The sequence below is a fragment of the Halomonas sp. 5021 genome, from assembly GCF_036663435.1.
GTDB classification, from domain to species: Bacteria; Pseudomonadota; Gammaproteobacteria; order Pseudomonadales; family Halomonadaceae; genus Vreelandella; species Vreelandella janggokensis.
The window spans coordinates 191846-208892 of sequence record NZ_JAXOVU010000001.1 but is presented as its reverse complement, the minus strand read 5'-3'; the positions used below and the strand labels follow the sequence as shown (position 1 = coordinate 208892).

General features: G+C 59.3%; 15 protein-coding genes. 2 read left to right on the top strand and 13 right to left on the bottom strand.

The window, feature by feature from the left end:
• Window positions 1–132 precede the first annotated feature (132 nt).
• Genes plsX through R3F64_RS00970 form a run of 3 tightly spaced genes read right to left on the bottom strand, consistent with a single transcriptional unit; the run spans window position 133 to window position 1930 of the window.
• On the bottom strand, window positions 133–1155 hold the full coding sequence (gene plsX / locus R3F64_RS00980) for a phosphate acyltransferase PlsX (RefSeq protein WP_085918041.1): 1023 nt from the start codon (window positions 1153–1155) through the stop codon (window positions 133–135).
• Between the two features lie 42 nt (window positions 1156–1197).
• Window positions 1198–1368, bottom strand: coding sequence for a 50S ribosomal protein L32 (gene rpmF / locus R3F64_RS00975; protein ID WP_027335444.1), 171 nt, complete (start codon window positions 1366–1368; stop codon window positions 1198–1200).
• A gap of 34 nt (window positions 1369–1402) precedes the next feature.
• Window positions 1403–1930 (bottom strand): YceD family protein, encoded by a 528-nt coding sequence (locus R3F64_RS00970; protein ID WP_332609228.1) that lies wholly within the window; start codon window positions 1928–1930, stop codon window positions 1403–1405.
• Between the two features lie 155 nt (window positions 1931–2085).
• On the opposite strand from R3F64_RS00970, the gene R3F64_RS00965 reads away from it, so the two are divergent.
• Complete coding sequence (locus R3F64_RS00965) at window positions 2086–2700, top strand: Maf family protein (protein WP_332609226.1); 615 nt, start codon at window positions 2086–2088, stop codon at window positions 2698–2700.
• On the opposite strand, the gene sppA is transcribed toward R3F64_RS00965, so the two are convergent.
• From sppA to R3F64_RS00950, 3 genes are read right to left on the bottom strand one after another with little or no spacing between them, the layout of a single operon-like run.
• Window positions 2688–3794 (bottom strand): signal peptide peptidase SppA, encoded by a 1107-nt coding sequence (gene sppA, locus R3F64_RS00960; protein WP_332609224.1) that lies wholly within the window; start codon window positions 3792–3794, stop codon window positions 2688–2690. The genes R3F64_RS00965 and sppA overlap by 13 nt on opposite strands.
• Window positions 3795–3797: 3 nt before the next feature.
• Window positions 3798–4448 (bottom strand): HAD family hydrolase, encoded by a 651-nt coding sequence (locus R3F64_RS00955; RefSeq protein ID WP_085918038.1) that lies wholly within the window; start codon window positions 4446–4448, stop codon window positions 3798–3800.
• 9 nt (window positions 4449–4457) lie between these two features.
• Complete coding sequence (locus R3F64_RS00950; protein ID WP_085918037.1) at window positions 4458–5399, bottom strand: RluA family pseudouridine synthase; 942 nt, start codon at window positions 5397–5399, stop codon at window positions 4458–4460.
• 665 nt (window positions 5400–6064) lie between these two features.
• Between R3F64_RS00950 and rne the strand changes: the two genes are divergently transcribed.
• Window positions 6065–9388 carry a ribonuclease E gene (gene rne, locus R3F64_RS00945; RefSeq protein ID WP_332609222.1) on the top strand — a complete coding sequence of 1108 codons (3324 nt, stop codon included), beginning with the start codon at window positions 6065–6067 and terminating at the stop codon, window positions 9386–9388.
• An 83-nt stretch (window positions 9389–9471) separates the two neighbouring features.
• Here the strand turns inward: rne and murB are convergent, their stop codons facing one another.
• Genes murB through R3F64_RS00910 form a run of 7 tightly spaced genes read right to left on the bottom strand, consistent with a single transcriptional unit; the run spans window position 9472 to window position 17016 of the window.
• Entirely contained in the window at window positions 9472–10488 is a 1017-nt protein-coding gene (gene murB / locus R3F64_RS00940; RefSeq protein WP_085918035.1) for a UDP-N-acetylmuramate dehydrogenase, read from the bottom strand.
• A gap of 1 nt (window position 10489) precedes the next feature.
• Entirely contained in the window at window positions 10490–10954 is a 465-nt protein-coding gene (locus R3F64_RS00935; protein WP_085918034.1) for a low molecular weight protein-tyrosine-phosphatase, read from the bottom strand.
• Window positions 10955–10957: 3 nt separating this feature from the next.
• Entirely contained in the window at window positions 10958–11734 is a 777-nt protein-coding gene (gene kdsB / locus R3F64_RS00930) for a 3-deoxy-manno-octulosonate cytidylyltransferase (protein WP_268901469.1), read from the bottom strand.
• Window positions 11735–11944, bottom strand: a complete 210-nt coding sequence (locus tag R3F64_RS00925; RefSeq protein WP_085918032.1) for a Trm112 family protein — start codon at window positions 11942–11944, stop codon at window positions 11735–11737.
• A gap of 16 nt (window positions 11945–11960) precedes the next feature.
• Window positions 11961–12956, bottom strand: a complete 996-nt coding sequence (lpxK, locus tag R3F64_RS00920; RefSeq protein ID WP_085918031.1) for a tetraacyldisaccharide 4'-kinase — start codon at window positions 12954–12956, stop codon at window positions 11961–11963.
• Complete coding sequence (msbA, locus tag R3F64_RS00915; RefSeq protein WP_332609217.1) at window positions 12953–14689, bottom strand: lipid A export permease/ATP-binding protein MsbA; 1737 nt, start codon at window positions 14687–14689, stop codon at window positions 12953–12955. Before msbA ends, lpxK begins: the two co-directional genes overlap by 4 nt.
• A gap of 56 nt (window positions 14690–14745) precedes the next feature.
• Complete coding sequence (locus R3F64_RS00910; RefSeq protein WP_332609214.1) at window positions 14746–17016, bottom strand: DNA internalization-related competence protein ComEC/Rec2; 2271 nt, start codon at window positions 17014–17016, stop codon at window positions 14746–14748.
• Between the last annotated feature and the right edge of the window lie 31 nt (window positions 17017–17047).

Sequence of the window (17047 nt, the reverse complement as noted above, 5' to 3'; positions counted from 1 at the left end):
GTCGTTCACCTTTGCTCTTGTAGGCATTTGCTCAATTGAGCGATAGACGCGGTTATGGGCACATCCTGCTGCTCGCCATAACCCGCTAACCTGCAATGCAGTGACATCATCACTGCACTATTAAAAAAGTCGCTACTCATTGAAAGACCAGCGCTTGGCAAGCCGCTCGGGCAGGTTGTGCTCAACCTCCTGCATCGCGCGGCGAATGGCATAGTAAAAACCATCTGCACGGGTACCTCCATGGCTTTTCACCACGATTCCCTGCAAGCCTAGTAAACTGGCGCCGTTGTAGCGTACCGGATCCAGCTCTTGTTTTAAGTGCTTTAACACGGGCTTGGCAACCCAGCTCGCCAGGCGCCCTCTCAGGCGTGACGCAAACGCAAGCTGCACCCGCTCGACCAGCATACCCGCCAAACCCTCGCTTGCCTTGAGCACGGCGTTGCCCGCAAAACCATCACAGACAATCACATCCAGTTCGCCTTGGAAGATATCGCCGCCCTCAGCATAACCAAGGTAGTCAAATGGCAAGCTGTCCGCCGATTCTTGAAGCAATCTATCGGCTTCGCGCACGCTGGCACTCCCTTTGGTTGACTCGGCACCAACGTTGAGCAACGCCACGCGAGGGCGCGCGATACCGTCCACCTGCTCTGCCATTGCTGCACCAATCAGGGCAAACTCGACCAGGCGGCTCGCCGGCGAATCAACATTAGCGCCCAGATCCAGCAGATAGCAGCGCCGCCCGCAGCGCGCCGGAATAGCCGTGCTGATAGCCGGACGCGACATACCCGTCAGCATACCCAGCTCTCGGCGGGCCAACGCTACCAGGGCGGCCGTATTGCCAACGCTGACACCCGCCTGGGCATCGCCTTTGGCCAGGCAGCGTAGCATTTGCGCCATACTGGTCGACTGCCCGCGACGCAACGCCCAGGCAGCCGTCGCCGTCGTCGCAACGCTATCAGCCACATCGTGGACCGCTAAACGTGACGTTGCCGCAGCCAAAGGCCGCGGCAAACGCGAGAGCTCAGCACTGATATGCTGATGCGGACCAAACAGAACAAGCTCTAGACCAGGGGTATCGATAACAGCCCTGGCAGCCCCTTCAATCAGCGCGTGAGGGCCTTCATCGCCCCCCATCACATCAATTGCTAGGCGCACAAAGCACCCATTCGTTTAGTCGTATCGACCGGCAAAGACGCTTTACGCGTCAACCACCTTGCGACCGCGATAGAAACCATCCGGCGAAACGTGGTGACGCAGGTGGGTGGTGCCGGTTTCTTTGTCTTGAGACAGCGTCGGAGCGGTCAAGGCATCGTGGCTACGACGCATACCGCGCTTGGAACGAGTTTTACGGTTCTTTTGAACTGCCATGGGATTACTCCAGGGTCTGTCGGATTATGGGTGCTTACTTCTTGCCTTTCAGCGTGCTAAGCACCGCGAAAGGATTGGCGGGGGCTTCTTCCTGCACCCCACCTTCTGTCTTGCTGACCAGTTGCTCTGCCGAAACGTGGCAATCTGCTTCGTCGTGGTAGACCACTTGAGGCAGACTGAGGATTAATTCATCCTCGACGACCGTCAGCAAGTCCAGCTGTTCATGTTCCACCAGCACCGGTTCATGACTGGATGGCAGCTCTCCGGCCAGGCTTTCATCGGCGACCATCCCTAATAGAAAATCGCTGGTGACGTGCTGGCTGAGCGGCTCCAGACATCGGCGGCAAGGAAGGGCCAGTGTTGCTTGCATATGACCACGAATTTCACGTCGCCCCTGAGCATCAACACCAAATTCGAGCACGACGTGACAGTCACCCGATTGGAGTCCGGCTTCTTCGGCGAGGCGTGGCAGCTTATCAAGCGCTACCAGGCCTTCGAGTCGTTCGCGGCGGGCTGCAAGCTTATAAGGCTCAACCCGGCTGGGGAGTTGTGAGGTCAACATAGGCGCGCAATGATAGGCACTCCCCATGCTGGTGTCAAAGCCAAGGGCATAATTCTTTGTGGTCGCGCGATAGGATAAGGCCCAAGTTTCGGTAAACTGGGCATCCATCAGGCCCATTGACCGCAAAAGCCACTTACCTTACGAAGGAAAAACGCATGTCTAACGCAACACCTGCGCTGGTGCTGGCTTCAAGCTCGCGTTCGCGCCGCGCACTGCTCGACCGACTGCAATTGCCTTATCAATGCTTTTCGCCCGACATTGACGAAACACCGCAAATGGGTGAAACGCCGCAGCGGTTGGTGCATCGCCTGGCGTTAAGCAAAGCCAACGCCGTGGCTGACCGGTTTAACGACCACTTGATCATCGGCTCTGACCAGATTGCCGTCTTTGAGGGCGACATCCTGGGCAAGCCGCACACCAGCGAGCGTGCCGAACACAATCTCAACCGCTTTTCCGGTCAACGGGTGACCTTCCTTACCGGCTTAGCCCTGCTTGACACCCGACACAAATCTCACAGGGTCCACGTAGAGCCCTTCGAGGTTGTCTTCCGACAGCTGAGCCAAGAGGAAATAAGCGTTTACGTCGCTAAAGAGCAGCCGCTTGATAGCGCTGGAAGCTTTCGCATGGAGGGTCTGGGCATCGCGCTGTTCGAACGCCTTGAGGGACGCGATCCCAACGCCCTGATGGGGTTACCCTTGATCGCCCTTTGCGACATGCTACGCCAAGCGGGCCTCGACCCGCTTGGCGCCAACCTTCTTCAGGGTGACTGAAAGCGCAGCGGCGAAGGGGATGTATCGACCCCCAGCAGTCGAGCGGCCGTCTGAGTGAAGCGCCGGGTCAGCCGATCAAACGGATCCAGGCTCGGCGTGTAGTTTTGCCACTCAGCCTCATCGCTGTACTCACGGGCAACATCATCGATACTACCCAGCTGGTCGACCAACCCCAGCGTCTGGGCCTGCGCGCCACTCCAGACAAGGCCACTGAACAAATCGTCGTTATCGCTCAAGCGATCTCCGCGTCCCGCTTTTACATCATCAATAAACTGCTGGTGGGTGCTTTCGAGTACGCTCTGCCAAAACGCCTCATCTTCCTCATCAAAGGGCTGAAAAGGATCCAGAAACGCCTTGTTATCACCTGCCGTCAACACCCGCCGCTCGATGCCCACGCGGTCAATGGCCTCTTCCAGGCCAAAACCGGCGTATATAACGCCAATCGAACCGACCAGACTCACCGGGGATGCGACGATGTCATCAGCCGCCGCCGCTATGTAATAAGCACCACTGGCACCAATATCTTCAATGACGGCCACAATGGGTTTATCGCCCGACTCCCGTAACCGCATGATTTCCGAATAAATGCGCTGTGACTGCACAGGACTGCCGCCCGGGCTGTTGATATGCAGCACAATGGCCTCGGCGCTATCGGCGTCCCAGGCGTTGCGCAGCCCTTCAATGATACGTTCAGCATTGGCTGGCGCGTCCGCGGCGATCACGCCGTTAACGTCCACTCTGGCGAGGTGCGCGGCAGCGGGCGTCGCTTCCGACGGGGCATAGAAACGGTATATACCCAGCCCCAGCGCCACCGCGAACAGGGTCAGCATCAGCAGACGAAAAAACAGCTTCCAACGACGCGAGCGCCGCTGCTCTGCCAACACGCCGCCAATCCAGTGATCCATCATCTCGATCTGCGCCAACCGCTGGCGCTCGCGCAGCGTATCAGCGTCGTCACCGGGCTGCCCCGCCTCCTCATTTCCCTTGTTTGGGGGCACTTCGGGGCCCTGGGTCCAACGATCTGCCATCTTTTGTTGCTCGGACGATGGCGATGCATCGTTGTTCATGTTGCTGCGGGAATCATCATCCTTCATCACTTACCCCTGTAGCCAGGTAAAAAGTTCATCAACGCTGTGCACGATCTCATGCGGCTGGCTAGCCGCCAGGCGCTCAGGGGAATGAACGCCATAACTGACGCCGACGCGAGGCATACCGAGCGATCGAGCCATTTCCAGGTCATACTCGGTATCCCCCACCATGACCGCCCGCTCAGCAGGCACCGATAGCTCGTCGAGCAATTCCTGCAGCATTTGCGGGTGAGGCTTGGAACGTGTTTCGTCGGCGGTGCGGCTGGCGTGAAACCAGTCGAGGCTACCCGTCTCCTGGAAAATCCGGTCCAGACCACGGCGACTTTTGCCTGTCGCGACCGCCAGTCGCTGCGCCTCATTTAACCGAAGGCGCGCCAAATGATCTTCCACACCAGCGAAAAATCGCATGGGAGTGGTATCCACATGCACAAATTGATGCGCGTAGCCTTGGCGGAGACGCTCGGCCTGCTCTGGCGATATACCCGGGCAAAGCGTTTCAATGGCTTCAGGCAATCCCAGACCGATGATGTTCTCGATATCCGCCTGGGGAAGCGTACCCAATCCCGCTTCGATACCCGCCGTCTGCATGCACGACACGATACGCGGCACCGAATCCATCAGCGTACCGTCCCAATCAAAGATGACCAGTTCATAGCGCATGGGAACTCCTTATCGGCGCACGCGATTAAGTGTGTCTTCCAGCGCCTCAGGCAGCGGCGCCTTGACCGTTACAGGACGTCCATTGGAAGGCTCAGGAAAGGTCAGTGCGCGGGCATGCAAAAATAGTCGGCCAAGCCCGAGCTGCTTGGTAAGCAGGCCGCTCTCTCGATTGGCATACTTGTCATCCCCGAGCAGCGCGTGACCGGCATGCGCGGCATGCACACGGATTTGATGCGTCCGCCCGGTCACCGGCTCGGCCTCGATAAGCGTGGCTTTTTCAAACGTCTCGACAACCGCGAAGTGCGTGCGCGACACCTTACCATCGGGATCCACCCTGACACGCCGCTCGCCGTTGCCCGCGTCATAGCGATCCAGACGGGCGCTTTCGTAGGTCTTACGTGCCGGCCAGCGGCCTGCCACCAGCGCCAGATAGCGCTTGTCCATGCCGTGTTTTTTCAGTGACTCGTTCAGGGTGACAAGCGCATCGCGGGATTTGGCCAGCAGCAGGCAGCCCGAGGTATCGCGGTCCAAACGGTGCACCAGTTCTAAAAACGTCAGGTCGTCGCGCACCTGACGAAGCGCCTCGATCAGGCCGATTTTAACCCCACTGCCGCCATGGACGGCGAGCCCTGACGGCTTATTGAGCACCATCCAGTCCGGCCCCTCCATAATGACGCTGCCGACAAGCAGATCACGCAAATTATCGCTGACTTCCTTGACCGCCTCGCGGGGCGCCAGACGAAGCGGTGGAATGCGCACCAGGTCGCCCGGCTGAAGCCGGTAATCGACCTTGATGCGTTTTTTATTCACTCGCACCTCACCCTTGCGCACGATCCGGTAAATCAACGCACGCGGCGCGCCTTTAAGGCGGGTCATCAAAAAATTATCAATTCGCTGGCCAGATTGTTCCTGGGCAATTTCCACCCACTGTACTTCGCGCCCTTCGGCCATTGCCGCGCACTCCTGCTGATAGGCTAAAACGGCATTCTACCGTAGACCCAACACCAATGCGTCAATTGCTGGTCGTTTGCTTTACTGTTATATTCCAAAGCGCTTACCGGCTGATAGAGATCATTGATAGCATCGCGTTGTCATTAAGCTAATTGATGGTATCAAGATGATGTTTGGCCAGCGCCTGCCCGACTAACACGCAGGCCGAAGCAAGAGGCGTGGTTCAGTGTACGCATTACCCACCCCTCGCCGTAAAAAAATGCAGTAACTCTGCCGCCCGTTTTCCATACGGCAGACAAGATTGTGCCCAACCCTGAACGGTGGGCAATCGCTTAAAACGCCACGTCCTAAGTAGCCAGGCTGAAACGTCACAACGCGCTGCCTGCTTAAGACGACAAAGTTCAACACCGTGCCGATGACGGTGTTGGTGAATCGATGAATGCCAGGTGTTGGCGGTGTCAGCAGGGCCGGATGGACGTGACAGCCACCGAAACATGTCTTGCCTCCGCCACGTACTCAACGCCTAATTAGCCAGGTCGGCGATCATGCCGTCCTGGTAAAATGCGTCAGCATCGCTATGCGCCGAGCACAAGCACGCAGCACCCAGCGGTTCGCCACATCACCCCCAAGGTGGTTCGTCGGCACGCTACGCTATGCGAGACATTATGAAAAGAATGCTAATCAATGCGACCCAGCCTGAAGAGCTGCGCGTCGCTCTGGTTGATGGACAACGGTTGTATGATCTGGATATCGAGTCCGGCGCAAGAGAGCAGAAAAAAGCCAATATTTATCGTGGCAAGATCACTCGTGTTGAACCCTCACTGGAAGCAGCCTTCGTTGATTTCGGCGCCGAACGTCATGGTTTTCTACCGTTAAAGGAAATCTCGCGGGAATATTTCATCAAGGATGTTTCCGGCCGTCCGAGCATCAAGGAAGTACTCAAAGAGGGCCAGGAAGTCATTGTCCAGGTCGATAAGGAAGAGCGCGGCAATAAAGGTGCAGCGTTAACCACCTTCATCAGTCTGGCCGGGCGCTTTCTGGTGCTGATGCCTAACAATCCGCGCGCCGGCGGCATCTCACGCCGTATCGAAGGCGACGAGCGTAGCGAATTGAAAGAGGCCATGGGCCACCTTACCGTACCCGATAAAATGGGCCTGATCGTGCGCACCGCTGGCATCGGCCGGAGCCCTGAAGAACTGCAATGGGACCTGGACTACCTCGTTCAGGTATGGGAGTCGATCACTACCGAAGCGGGTAAACGCGCCGCCCCCTTCCTTATCTACCGCGAATCCAACGTAATCATTCGCGCGATGCGGGACTACTTGCGCCAGGACATCGGCGAAGTCTTGATCGACAGCCCCGAGATACACGCAGAAGCGCTCGCCTTCATTCGTCAGGTGATGCCGTCTTACCAGCAGAAGATCAAGCTTTACGCCGATGAAGTGCCGCTGTTCTCGCGTTTCCAGATCGAATCGCAAATCGAAACGGCCTACCAGCGCGAAGTCAAACTGCCGTCCGGTGGATCGATCGTTATCGACCATACCGAAGCCCTGGTATCCATCGATATCAACTCGGCCCGCGCCACACGTGGCAGCGATATTGAAGAAACCGCGCTGCAAACCAATTCAGAAGCCGCCGATGAAATCGCTCGTCAGCTACGCCTGCGCGACATTGGCGGCCTGGTGGTCATCGACTTTATCGACATGGGGCCCGCCCGCAACCAGCGTGAAGTTGAAAATCGTATGCGCGATGCCCTCAAGCTTGACCGGGCACGGGTACAAATCGGCCGCATCTCTCGCTTTGGCCTGATGGAAATGTCACGTCAGCGGCTGCGTCCTTCACTGGGCGAAACCAGCGGCGTGGTCTGCCCGCGCTGCAACGGTCAAGGCACCATTCGCGATGTCCGCTCGCTCTCGCTATCCATCATGCGCCTGATCGAAGAAGAGGCCATGAAAGAGCGCAGCGCGCAAATACGGGCTATCTTGCCAGTCCCTGTGGCAACCTACCTGCTTAACGAAAAGCGTAGTGTGCTGGCCGACATCGAATCCCGCCAGGGCGTTCGCGTCGTTCTGCTGCCCAACCCGGAAATGGATACCCCCCATTACGATGTGCAGCGTCTCCGCGATGACCACCTCGACGAAGACGACAGCCAAACGCTCTCAAGCTTTGAGCTGTCCACGGAGAGCGACATCGGCAAAGAACCGGCGCCAAGCTTTGTCCCCCCTGCCCAGCGGGCTGAAGCGGCGGTTAAAAGCGTTGCCCACAACGCCCCTGCTCCTGCCTCGTTGCAGCATGAACCAAGCCCGGAAAGCCCGGCACCTGAAAGCAACACCAGCGATGCCAGCATGCTGGGTCGCTTCATGCGCGGCGTTGCCAAATGGCTGGGTAGCGATGAACAGCGCCCTACGCCCACTGACCAGACCAAGAAGCCGTCAGAACCAGCCGCGCCGCGCAAAACCGAACGCACACCCTCCGCTCGCCGTGAAGAGACGCAACCCAACCGGCAGCGCAGCGATAGTGCGGCCAAGAGCAATACGGGCAATGCCCAGCGCAGTACCGGCAACGAGACCGACGAAAAGCGTAACGGCCCAAGCCGGACCCGCAACCGTCGCCGCCATCCCCAGCAAGATGATGGCAACAGCGCACAGGGCAATGACAAAAAGCCAAACCGTCAGAAGGACACTGCTCAGGCAAGTTCTGCCAAGGGCAGCGACAGCGATACAGCAGGCAAAAGCGCACCCCCCAAAGCCCGTCGCGAGTCGAACCGTGACACCTCTCGCAATGCCAGTGACGCGAATGCGAATGCCAATGCCAGCGACACCAAAAACGCTGCCAAGGCCAACGCCGATACGCCGACGGCCAAGCAGGATGACGGCAAGCCCAAGCGCACGCGTAACAACCCGCGCCAGCGCACGCGTCAGCAGGCCATCAATCCGAAGGCCGAAGCCGAGCAGCTAAAACTTCAGGAAGAGGCTGCCAAGGCCCCCAGCGAGTCGGATAATGCATCAAATGACGCGGTGACAGGCAACGGCAACGAGCGCCAAGCAGATAACCACGCGACCACCGAGACTGCATCGCAGGCAACTCAGCCAACGGCCGCTGCGCCAGCGGACACGGCCAAGCAACCGCCCGCTGAACAGGAAGCAACCTCCTCTTCAGTAGATAGCATCGCTGATTCAGTCGACGAGGCGCCAACCACAACGGCTGAAAGCCCTGCCGATAATGCGGCCAAGGCCCGCAAGTCGACGCAGCAACGGCGTCAGCCAAAACGCAATTCGCGTTCGAAAGGTGGCGATACGGCATCGAATGAAGGCACTGACGCAGTGCCCTCACAAGACCAAGCGACTGTATCAGAGGAGGAGGCTTCCACCCCCTCCGAGGCCGCCGAAGCGCCAGCAGCCCAGGCATCGGTAACGGAAGAGACGCCCAAGGCTGACCCCATCGCTGATCAGGCGGGTGCTAACACGTCTTCAACAACAGCGCCGGAGCAGACTGCCGGTACAGACGCGCCTGAGGACAACACCTCAGAGGCCGCCTCCAAGCCAGCCGCCAGCGACGAAACGGCTGAGGTAAGCGAGCAGCCGACAGCGCAGACGCCGCAGGACAACGATGGCGAGCAAGCCGCGTCAGCGCCCGAGGCGTCGGAGAAGGCACCTGAGCAAAGCGCTTCTCAAGAAAGCACTTCTGAAGAAAACGCACCTGAAGTAAGTGCTGAAGAACCTGTTAAAGCGAGTCCTGAAGCGGAAGTCGAAGATAGCCCTGCTGAGCCAGGCGCTACTGAAAAAGACACTGCTGTGAAAACCTCGCCTGAGCAGGCACCAGCCACGGAACCAGCGGCTGAAACGCCGTCGCAACCTGCGCAGCAAGCAGCGCCCGACAGCGAAGCAGTGGCTAAAGAAGCCGCAAAACCGCGCCGTCGTCGCAGCCGGGCACATAATGACCCGCGCGAGAAACGCAAGCAGCAGGCAAACGACAAGAACGCCGACTAACGACCAAGTCAGCCGAGCGGCACCAAAACAAACGCCCCGCCGTTGTTAACGGCGGGGCGTTTTTTGTGTGCAACCGAAACGGATCATCCCGTGATCAGACGCGGCTCCGGGGTTAGCCTGACAGCAAAGCGTTCAGCCACCCGCTCAGCGACCGTATTGGCCAACGCCAGCAGGCCCTGGCGGTTCCCGCCGCCGAAATGGACCAGTACCAGCGCTTGACGCTCGTGAACCGCAAACGCCCCCTGACGAAATCCTTTTAAGCCGCACTGGTCAATTAACCAACCTGCTGCCAGCTTCGTTTGCCCGTTACCTTGAGGAAAACAGGGCATCTCAGGGTAGCGCTGGCGTAGCGTCGCGGCCAGTTGATCGGTCACAAACGGGTTTTTGAAAAAGCTGCCCGCATTGGCCAGTTCTTCAGGGTCCGGTAGCTTTTCACGGCGGATGTCGCATACTGCGTTGGCCACTGCCAGCGGCGTAGGTGACGCCGGCACCCTTGTTGCCAAGTCCCCATAGCCCAGCGTGACCAGGGGCTCACGGGACAGTCGCAGCACCAGCCGGGTAATAATGACCGTTTCCGCCAGTGCGCCTTTGAAGATACTATCGCGATAGCCGAACTGGCAGGCATCGCGGCTCAACCAGCGCACCTCCCCGGTCGTCCGATCAACCACCTGCACCGCGTCGAGCCTATCCGCCAGCTCTACCCCGTAGGCACCGATATTTTGCACCGGGGCTGCGCCACAATCACCAGGTATCAGGGCGAGGTTTTCGGTGCCCCATACCCCGGATGCTGCCAGAGACATGACCAGTCGGTGCCAGTTCACGCCCGCGCCCACATGAACAAACAGTTGATCGCCCCGCGCTTGAAGCCACCACTGTTCAAGCAATGGTCGAAGCACAATGCCGCTGAGCCGGGCTGGCAACAGCACATTACTACCGCCGCCCAGCACGGTTACCGACCACCCTTCTTGTCTGGATTGGGCAAGCACCTGCTGCAATTGAGCCAGCGTGCGAGGCGCCGCGTACCGTTCGGCCACACACGGGAGACGCAGCGTATTGGCATCACTCAGATCGACTTCTCGCTGGACTGACACTGTGCTCATTTCAGTGTTCACGCTGGATATGCTCAACCAGACCTTCGGCAGCAGTCTCAAGCAGGTTGAACACCCGCTCGAAGCCTTCATCGCCACCGTAGTAAGGGTCCGGTACCTCGCTTTCCGCCAGGTCGGCAAAGTCCAGAAACAGCCCCACATGGGCATTGGCGTGCGCAGGTTTCATGGCGAGCATCGCGCGAAGATTGTCGCGATCCATCCCCAGCACATAGTCGAAGTCAGCGAAATCCTGAGCTTGCAATTGGCGAGCCCTCAAACCGCTGATATCGATACCTCGCTGTTCTGCCGCTGCCTGCGCACGCGGGTCGGGCGCATTGCCTACATGCCAACGCCCCACGCCACAGGAGTCGACGACCACGCGATCCTGATATCCGGCGCGCGCCAGCGCGCGGCGAAACACGCCTTCAGCCGTTGGCGAGCGGCAGATATTACCTAAGCAAACGAACAGCACCTTCACGATTCACTCCTTCTGCTGTGTTGGCGCCAATAACGCGCGCACACGGGCTAGATCTTCAGCGGTATCGACCCCGGCCGGGTTCAAATCACAGGCCAACGCAACCTGAATCGTATGGCCATACTGCAGTGCGCGCAGCTGCTCGAGCTGCTCGAGCTGCTCGAGGCTTGATGCAGGCCAGTCGCAATAGGCATGCAGGAAGCTGACTCGATAGGCATAGAGGCCGATATGGCGTAGCCACGCATCGGTATTGAGCCCCGTAGGCGGCTGCGAAAAATGTTCACGATCCCAGGGAATCGGTGCCCGGGAAAAGTACAGCGCCCGCCCCTGAAATGAACGCACCACCTTGACGACATTGGGGTTGAACAGTGCATCGATATCCGCAATCGGTTCCGCCAGTGTCGCGATGGAGGCCTGATCATCGTCCGCCAAACGCTCGGCCACCTGATTGATCAGCGCCGGGGGAATCAAGGGTTCGTCCCCCTGGACATTGACCACCAGCGCCGACTCATCCAACGCCAACTGGTCGGCAACCTCGGCCAGCCGGTCGGTTCCGGAAGCATGGTCCTCGCGTGTCATGACGACCTCGGCGCCGTAAGGCTCCATGGCCGTCCGAATACGTGCATCGTCGGTGGCCACCACGATACGGCTGGCGCGGCTCTGGCAGGCGCGTCGCCAGACATGGGCAATCATCGGCTCTCCCGCAATATCCAGCAGTGGCTTGCCCGGTAATCGGCTCGAACCATAACGGGCGGGAATCACCACGGTAAACGACAATGCCATTCACCCCTCTCCTTTGCGGCCTGGTGACGGAGGAAGTTTTTCATCGACATCCAGCGCACGCGCCGCCTCCGGCAACATCACCGGAATGCCGTCTTCAATCTGATAGGCCAGGCCATCGTAAACACAATGCAGCTCCTGGGCCTCGCGGTCGAAATGCAACTTGCCTTGACACAGCGGGCAGACCAACATTGCCAGCAGTTCCTTATCCATGAGCGTTTCTCCTGTCTCATGTAAGCGCTGACAGCTTGCCTGTCAGCCAATGCTCAAAATCAGGTGGAAGCACGGCTTCCACATCGAGAACCCAACTATCCGGCGGGGCGAACGCCTGACATTTCACGGCATCCTTGGCGGTCATCACCAGCGGACGCCCTCTCCACTGGTTCAGCAATGTCTCGGTCAACGGCTGATGATCCGCCAGCGGATGCCACTCGCCTGTTACCCCCAGTGATGTCAATGCCGCAAAAAAACGCTGGGGATTACCAATGGCAGCCAGCCCGTTCACCGGGGCTTCAAACGGCAGCGGTGCCAGCGGAAACCGCTGACCATCGTCAAGTCGGCGCCAGCTGCATGGCCCCAGGTGCATCTTGACGGCCGCTACCGGCAACTCACAAGTGTTGACGCCATTCACGATGACGGCATCGACACTCTTCAACCGGTCTGGCGGTTCGCGCAGCGGGCCTGCCGGCAGGCAATGACCATTTCCCAGTCCACGTGCGCCATCAATCACCACCAATTCAATATCGCGCGCCAGGTGGAGATGCTGCAAGCCATCATCGCTGATAATCAGATCGCAGCCCGCCTGGACAAGTGCCTCCACCGCTCGGGCACGCTGTGGGTCGACCATGACCGGAAGCCCCGTCTGCTGGGCCAGCATCAGCGGCTCATCGCCGCTCTCGCTTACCGGCGTGGTCGGCGTTACCCGCAGTGGGTAGCGTTCGGCACTCCCCCCATAGCCGCGTGACACGATACCCGGCGACCAGCCTTGCGCTGCCAACCGGTTACCCAACCATGCCACCAGCGGGGATTTACCCGTACCGCCCAGGGTGATATTACCCACAATGATGACCGGCACCGGCGCCCGCCATGCGCGTCGCCTGCCAGTCTGAAACTGGCGCGCCCGTCGCTGCATCAGCCATTGATATAGCTTACCCAAGGGCCGCAAAGGCCATAGCCAGCAGCTACCTTGGTAGGCACCCACAAGCCAGCGGTCGGCAAGCTTCACTGGGGCTCCTGAAATTGCAGCTGGTGCAGCGCCGCGTAGGCACCGCCTGCCGCCAGCAGGGTTTGATGACTGCCCTGCTCAATAATGCGTCCCTGATCCATGACGATAATCCGATCGGCGCGCTCAATGGTAGACAACCGGTGGGCAATCACCAGGGTCGTGCGACCCTGGCAGACATCTTCGAGCGCCTTTTGGATGTAACGCTCTGATTCGGTATCCAGGGCGGAGGTGGCCTCATCCAGAATCAGTAACGGGGCATCCTTGAATATCGCCCGCGCAATGGCCAACCGCTGGCGCTGACCGCCTGACAGCATCACGCCGTTTTCCCCTACCACCGTGTCATAGCCCTGGGGAAGCTGGTCGATAAACTCATCTGCATAGGCGGCTTCAGCCGCCGACTTGACCGCCGCAGGGTCCGGATTATCCACGCCGTAAGCGATGTTCTCGGTAATCGAGGCATTGAACAGCGTAACCTGCTGGGAGACCAGTGCCATTTGCTGACGCAGGGGGCGTAACGCATAATCGTCCAGGGGCACATCATCGATGGTGATGTGCCCCTCACTGGCATGGTAAAAGCGCGGCAGCAAGCTCACCAGGGTCGACTTGCCGCTGCCGGACCGCCCCACAATCGCCACCATCTCGCCGGCTGCCACATCAAGATTGATATCTTGAAGAACATAGGGCTGATCATCGGCATAGCGGAAACTGACGTTTTCGAGCTTGACGCGACCCGCCAATCGTTCGACCCGATACGTACCGCTATCGCTTTCGGGGGCCTCATCCAGCAGGCCGAACAGTTCGGCGGCGGCGGCTATCCCTTTCTGGATTTCGCTGTTGATTTCCGACAGCTGACGAACCGGCTTGATCATCAGGGCGGCCGCGGTAATAAAGGCGACAAATTCACCCGGCGTCATACTGGCCATCAGTGAGGGCGCCATGGCCAGCCAGACAAGAATGGCCATCGAGATCGCCACCAGAATCAAAATCACCGGTGAGCTGATGGCACGCGTCATCGCTTCCTTCATGCTTTGTCGGCGATTCTCTTCGCTGACGCGCTCGAAACGCTGCTTTTCATACATTTCCGCGCCATGGGTGCGAACCACCCGGTGACCCGAAAGCGCTTCGGAGGCCACATGGGTCACGTCGCCCATGGAGTGCTGAATACGCTTGGAAAGCCTGCGAAAACGCTTGCTGGCGTAGCTCACCACGCCTGCAATAATCGGCGTGACGCCCAAAAACAGCAGCGTCAGCATCCAGTTGGTCCATAGCAAATAGCCCAGCAGGCCAATTACGAACAAGCCTTCACGTAGCAGGATGGTAAACGCTTTGGTCGCGGCTCCCGCAACTTGCTCCACATGGTAGGTAACCCGGGACACCAGATGACCGCTGGAGTGATGATCAAAAAACATGCCCGGCAGGTGGAGCATGTGGGCAAAGACATCGCAACGCAGCGTATGAATCACATAGCGCCCGACATACGACATGAAGTAGGTACTCAGAAAGGTTCCGATGCCCCGCGCGGAAAACATGATGATGACAAATAACGGAAGGAAGAGCCGGAACGAGGCGTCGGGGTCTTGGATGCCGTCAATCAGGCGTTTCATCATTTCCGCCAGCGCCGTGCTTGACGCGGCATAAATCACAAAACCCACCAGCGCCAGGCTAAAGGCACGCCAGTGCGGCTTTACATAGCTTAATAAACGTTTATAGAGGACCCAGCCTGATTCAGTCACACGAGCTCCTAAGCAATAGCGTGCAGTGGGGGAATTCTACCTGATGGCGCTGCGCATCAACACCGCTGTCGAGGCGTCGACTCCCGCAGGGGATTTATTTCAAGCGAGGCACCGGGTGAGAGGCGTAACTGGATGGCACCATCTTGCGCGGTATTCCATAAACAGCTCCCTTGCTCGCGAAAACGCCGCACAACGTCGTCATTGGGGTGACCAAAGGGGTTATCGCGCCCGGCACTAAAAATAACATGCCGGGCATCGGCCGCCCGCACGAACTGCAGCCCCGAACTCGAGGCGCTGCCGTGGTGTCCAGCGACCAATACCGTAACGGGTGAATTAAGATCTCCGATCAACCGCCGCTCGACCTGACGGCCGACATCGCCGGTGATTAACACCTGCTGTTGGCCCACCTGAACCGACAGCACGCACGACCGGTCATTGGACGAGGATTCGCCCTGGTCCGCGTTGGGCCACAATACGCGGTAATGCGCGCCATCACGCTGCCACTCGTCACCCCGTTGACAGTCAAGACGTTGCACCGCAAGGGGTTCCAGGGCAGGCGCACGCCATTCCTCCACCTGGTGCTGGTCGCGGAGCGCCTGCACGCCCCCTGCGTGGTCACTATCGCTATGGCTGACAAGCACCAGATCGAAGTGCTGCCCCGGCGGCCATAGGGTTTCAAGGGGCATAAATCCCGAGCGATAACGCGGCCCCGTGTCCACAAGCATCCGCTGATGGGTGCTACGCAGCTCTATCAGTTGACCCTGCCCCACATCGTAAACGGTGATAAGCAGGTCATCGCCTGAGAGGCGAGGAGACGCTGGCCAAAAAGGCACCAACATGACAATGGTAAGCGCCCCTCGCTTGAGCCACCTGGCCGTGCCGGGCAACCCCCAGCATAACGCCATCACAAGAAGCCCCAATGCCCATGGCAGTTGCAGGTAGCGCGACGGCTCCCATAGCGGCCAGTGCACCACTGCCATCTCCAAGGCACTGTAAAAGCCACCCAACCCCTGCTCGAACAACCACCAGGCCGCTGTCGACGCGTAAGGCACTGGCGTCAACAACCAACCCAACAACGCCAGCGGCACCATGAAAAGGCTCATCAAGGGGACGGCGACAAGATTAATCAGGGGAGCCGTCGGTGCTACCCGGCCAAACGCGACAAGCACCGCCGCCGCCATCAACGGTGCCAGCAGACATTGGGACCGCAGCACGGCCCAACACCATCCACGCAGGCCTTGGGGGCGTGGCCTGCCTTGCCAAATGATGATGAGCCAGGCAACAGCCACAAACGATAGCCATAACCCGGGTCGCCAAAGGGCAACGGGATCGATCACCAATACGGCGGCCAATGCCAGCCACCAGCCTTGCCAGGGGCCCGGCGCGTGGCGACCACTCAACACCCAGAGACCCACAACGCTCATGATCATGGCGCGCATGGCCGGCGGCTCCATACCCGCCAGCAGCGCATAACCAAGGGCCGCTGCAGCCGATAGCCACCAGGGCCACGCTCGCAGGCGCCAGTTACCCGGTGTTATCCAGCGTGCTGCCTGGCGCGCCAACAGCAAAACAAAAGACGCCACCAACCCCACATGCAAACCGGAGATCACGACCAGGTGGGTCGTGCCACTGGCGTTGAGCAGCTTCCAGTCACTCTGGGTGAGCTGGTCTCCCAGCCCCAAAGTCAGCGCCGCCAGCCAACGCCGGGTGCGCGGCGAAAGCGGCTGTTCTTCCAGCATGGCATGCGCTTGCTGACGTAGTGAGAACGAGGCAGCGGTTAACCGCTGAGCAGATGGTTCCTGTCGGACATAGCCGGTCGCATCGATACCTTCGCGCCATAGCCAGTGGGCATAGTCGAAAGCACCGGGGTTCATAAAGCCGCTGGGCGGGCGCAAACGCAGCGTCATCATCCAGCGCTCGCCTGGTTGAGGCAACGGCGACTCCAGGGCGTATGCGCTGACCCGAACCCTTTGCAGGCGCTCGCAGTCTGGCCGAAGATCCGGTGCCTCACAGCGCTCCACCTTCAATAACAGGCGTAGGCCACCGCTTATCTGCTGGGTCTGAGTAATACGCCCTTCAACCCGAACATCCTCGCCGGAGAGGCCGACGGGTAATTGCCGTGCCCACTGGGACTGGATGGCCACCACCCCCCAACAGACGATTGCCAGCCAGAGGCAATAGCGCAAACGCACTGTCGCCAGGACAAGCAGCAAAATGCCCAGCGCAGAGGTCAGCCACAGCGTATTACAGGCGGGCCCTAGCCAACTGCCAAGAACAGCTCCCGCCATCACGGCCACTGCAACCGGCATCGCAAGCCCAATGCGCATATTGCCCTCCCTGGCACCGCCTTATCACCGC

What these genes read in the sequence shown, in the direction of transcription:
- murB (WP_085918035.1), bottom strand. Translation starts at nt 10,488, where the DNA reads ATGAGCACAGTGTCAGTCCAGCGAGAAGTCGATCTGAGTGATGCCAAT.
- kdsB (WP_268901469.1), bottom strand. Translation starts at nt 11,734, where the DNA reads ATGGCATTGTCGTTTACCGTGGTGATTCCCGCCCGTTATGGTTCGAGC.
- sppA (WP_332609224.1), bottom strand. Translation starts at nt 3,794, where the DNA reads ATGAAGGATGATGATTCCCGCAGCAACATGAACAACGATGCATCGCCA.
- R3F64_RS00950 (WP_085918037.1), bottom strand. Translation starts at nt 5,399, where the DNA reads ATGGCCGAAGGGCGCGAAGTACAGTGGGTGGAAATTGCCCAGGAACAA.
- rpmF (WP_027335444.1), bottom strand. Translation starts at nt 1,368, where the DNA reads ATGGCAGTTCAAAAGAACCGTAAAACTCGTTCCAAGCGCGGTATGCGT.
- R3F64_RS00970 (WP_332609228.1), bottom strand. Translation starts at nt 1,930, where the DNA reads ATGTTGACCTCACAACTCCCCAGCCGGGTTGAGCCTTATAAGCTTGCA.
- R3F64_RS00955 (WP_085918038.1), bottom strand. Translation starts at nt 4,448, where the DNA reads ATGCGCTATGAACTGGTCATCTTTGATTGGGACGGTACGCTGATGGAT.
- R3F64_RS00965 (WP_332609226.1), top strand. Translation starts at nt 2,086, where the DNA reads ATGTCTAACGCAACACCTGCGCTGGTGCTGGCTTCAAGCTCGCGTTCG.
- rne (WP_332609222.1), top strand. Translation starts at nt 6,065, where the DNA reads ATGAAAAGAATGCTAATCAATGCGACCCAGCCTGAAGAGCTGCGCGTC.
- R3F64_RS00925 (WP_085918032.1), bottom strand. Translation starts at nt 11,944, where the DNA reads ATGGATAAGGAACTGCTGGCAATGTTGGTCTGCCCGCTGTGTCAAGGC.
- R3F64_RS00910 (WP_332609214.1), bottom strand. Translation starts at nt 17,016, where the DNA reads ATGCGCATTGGGCTTGCGATGCCGGTTGCAGTGGCCGTGATGGCGGGA.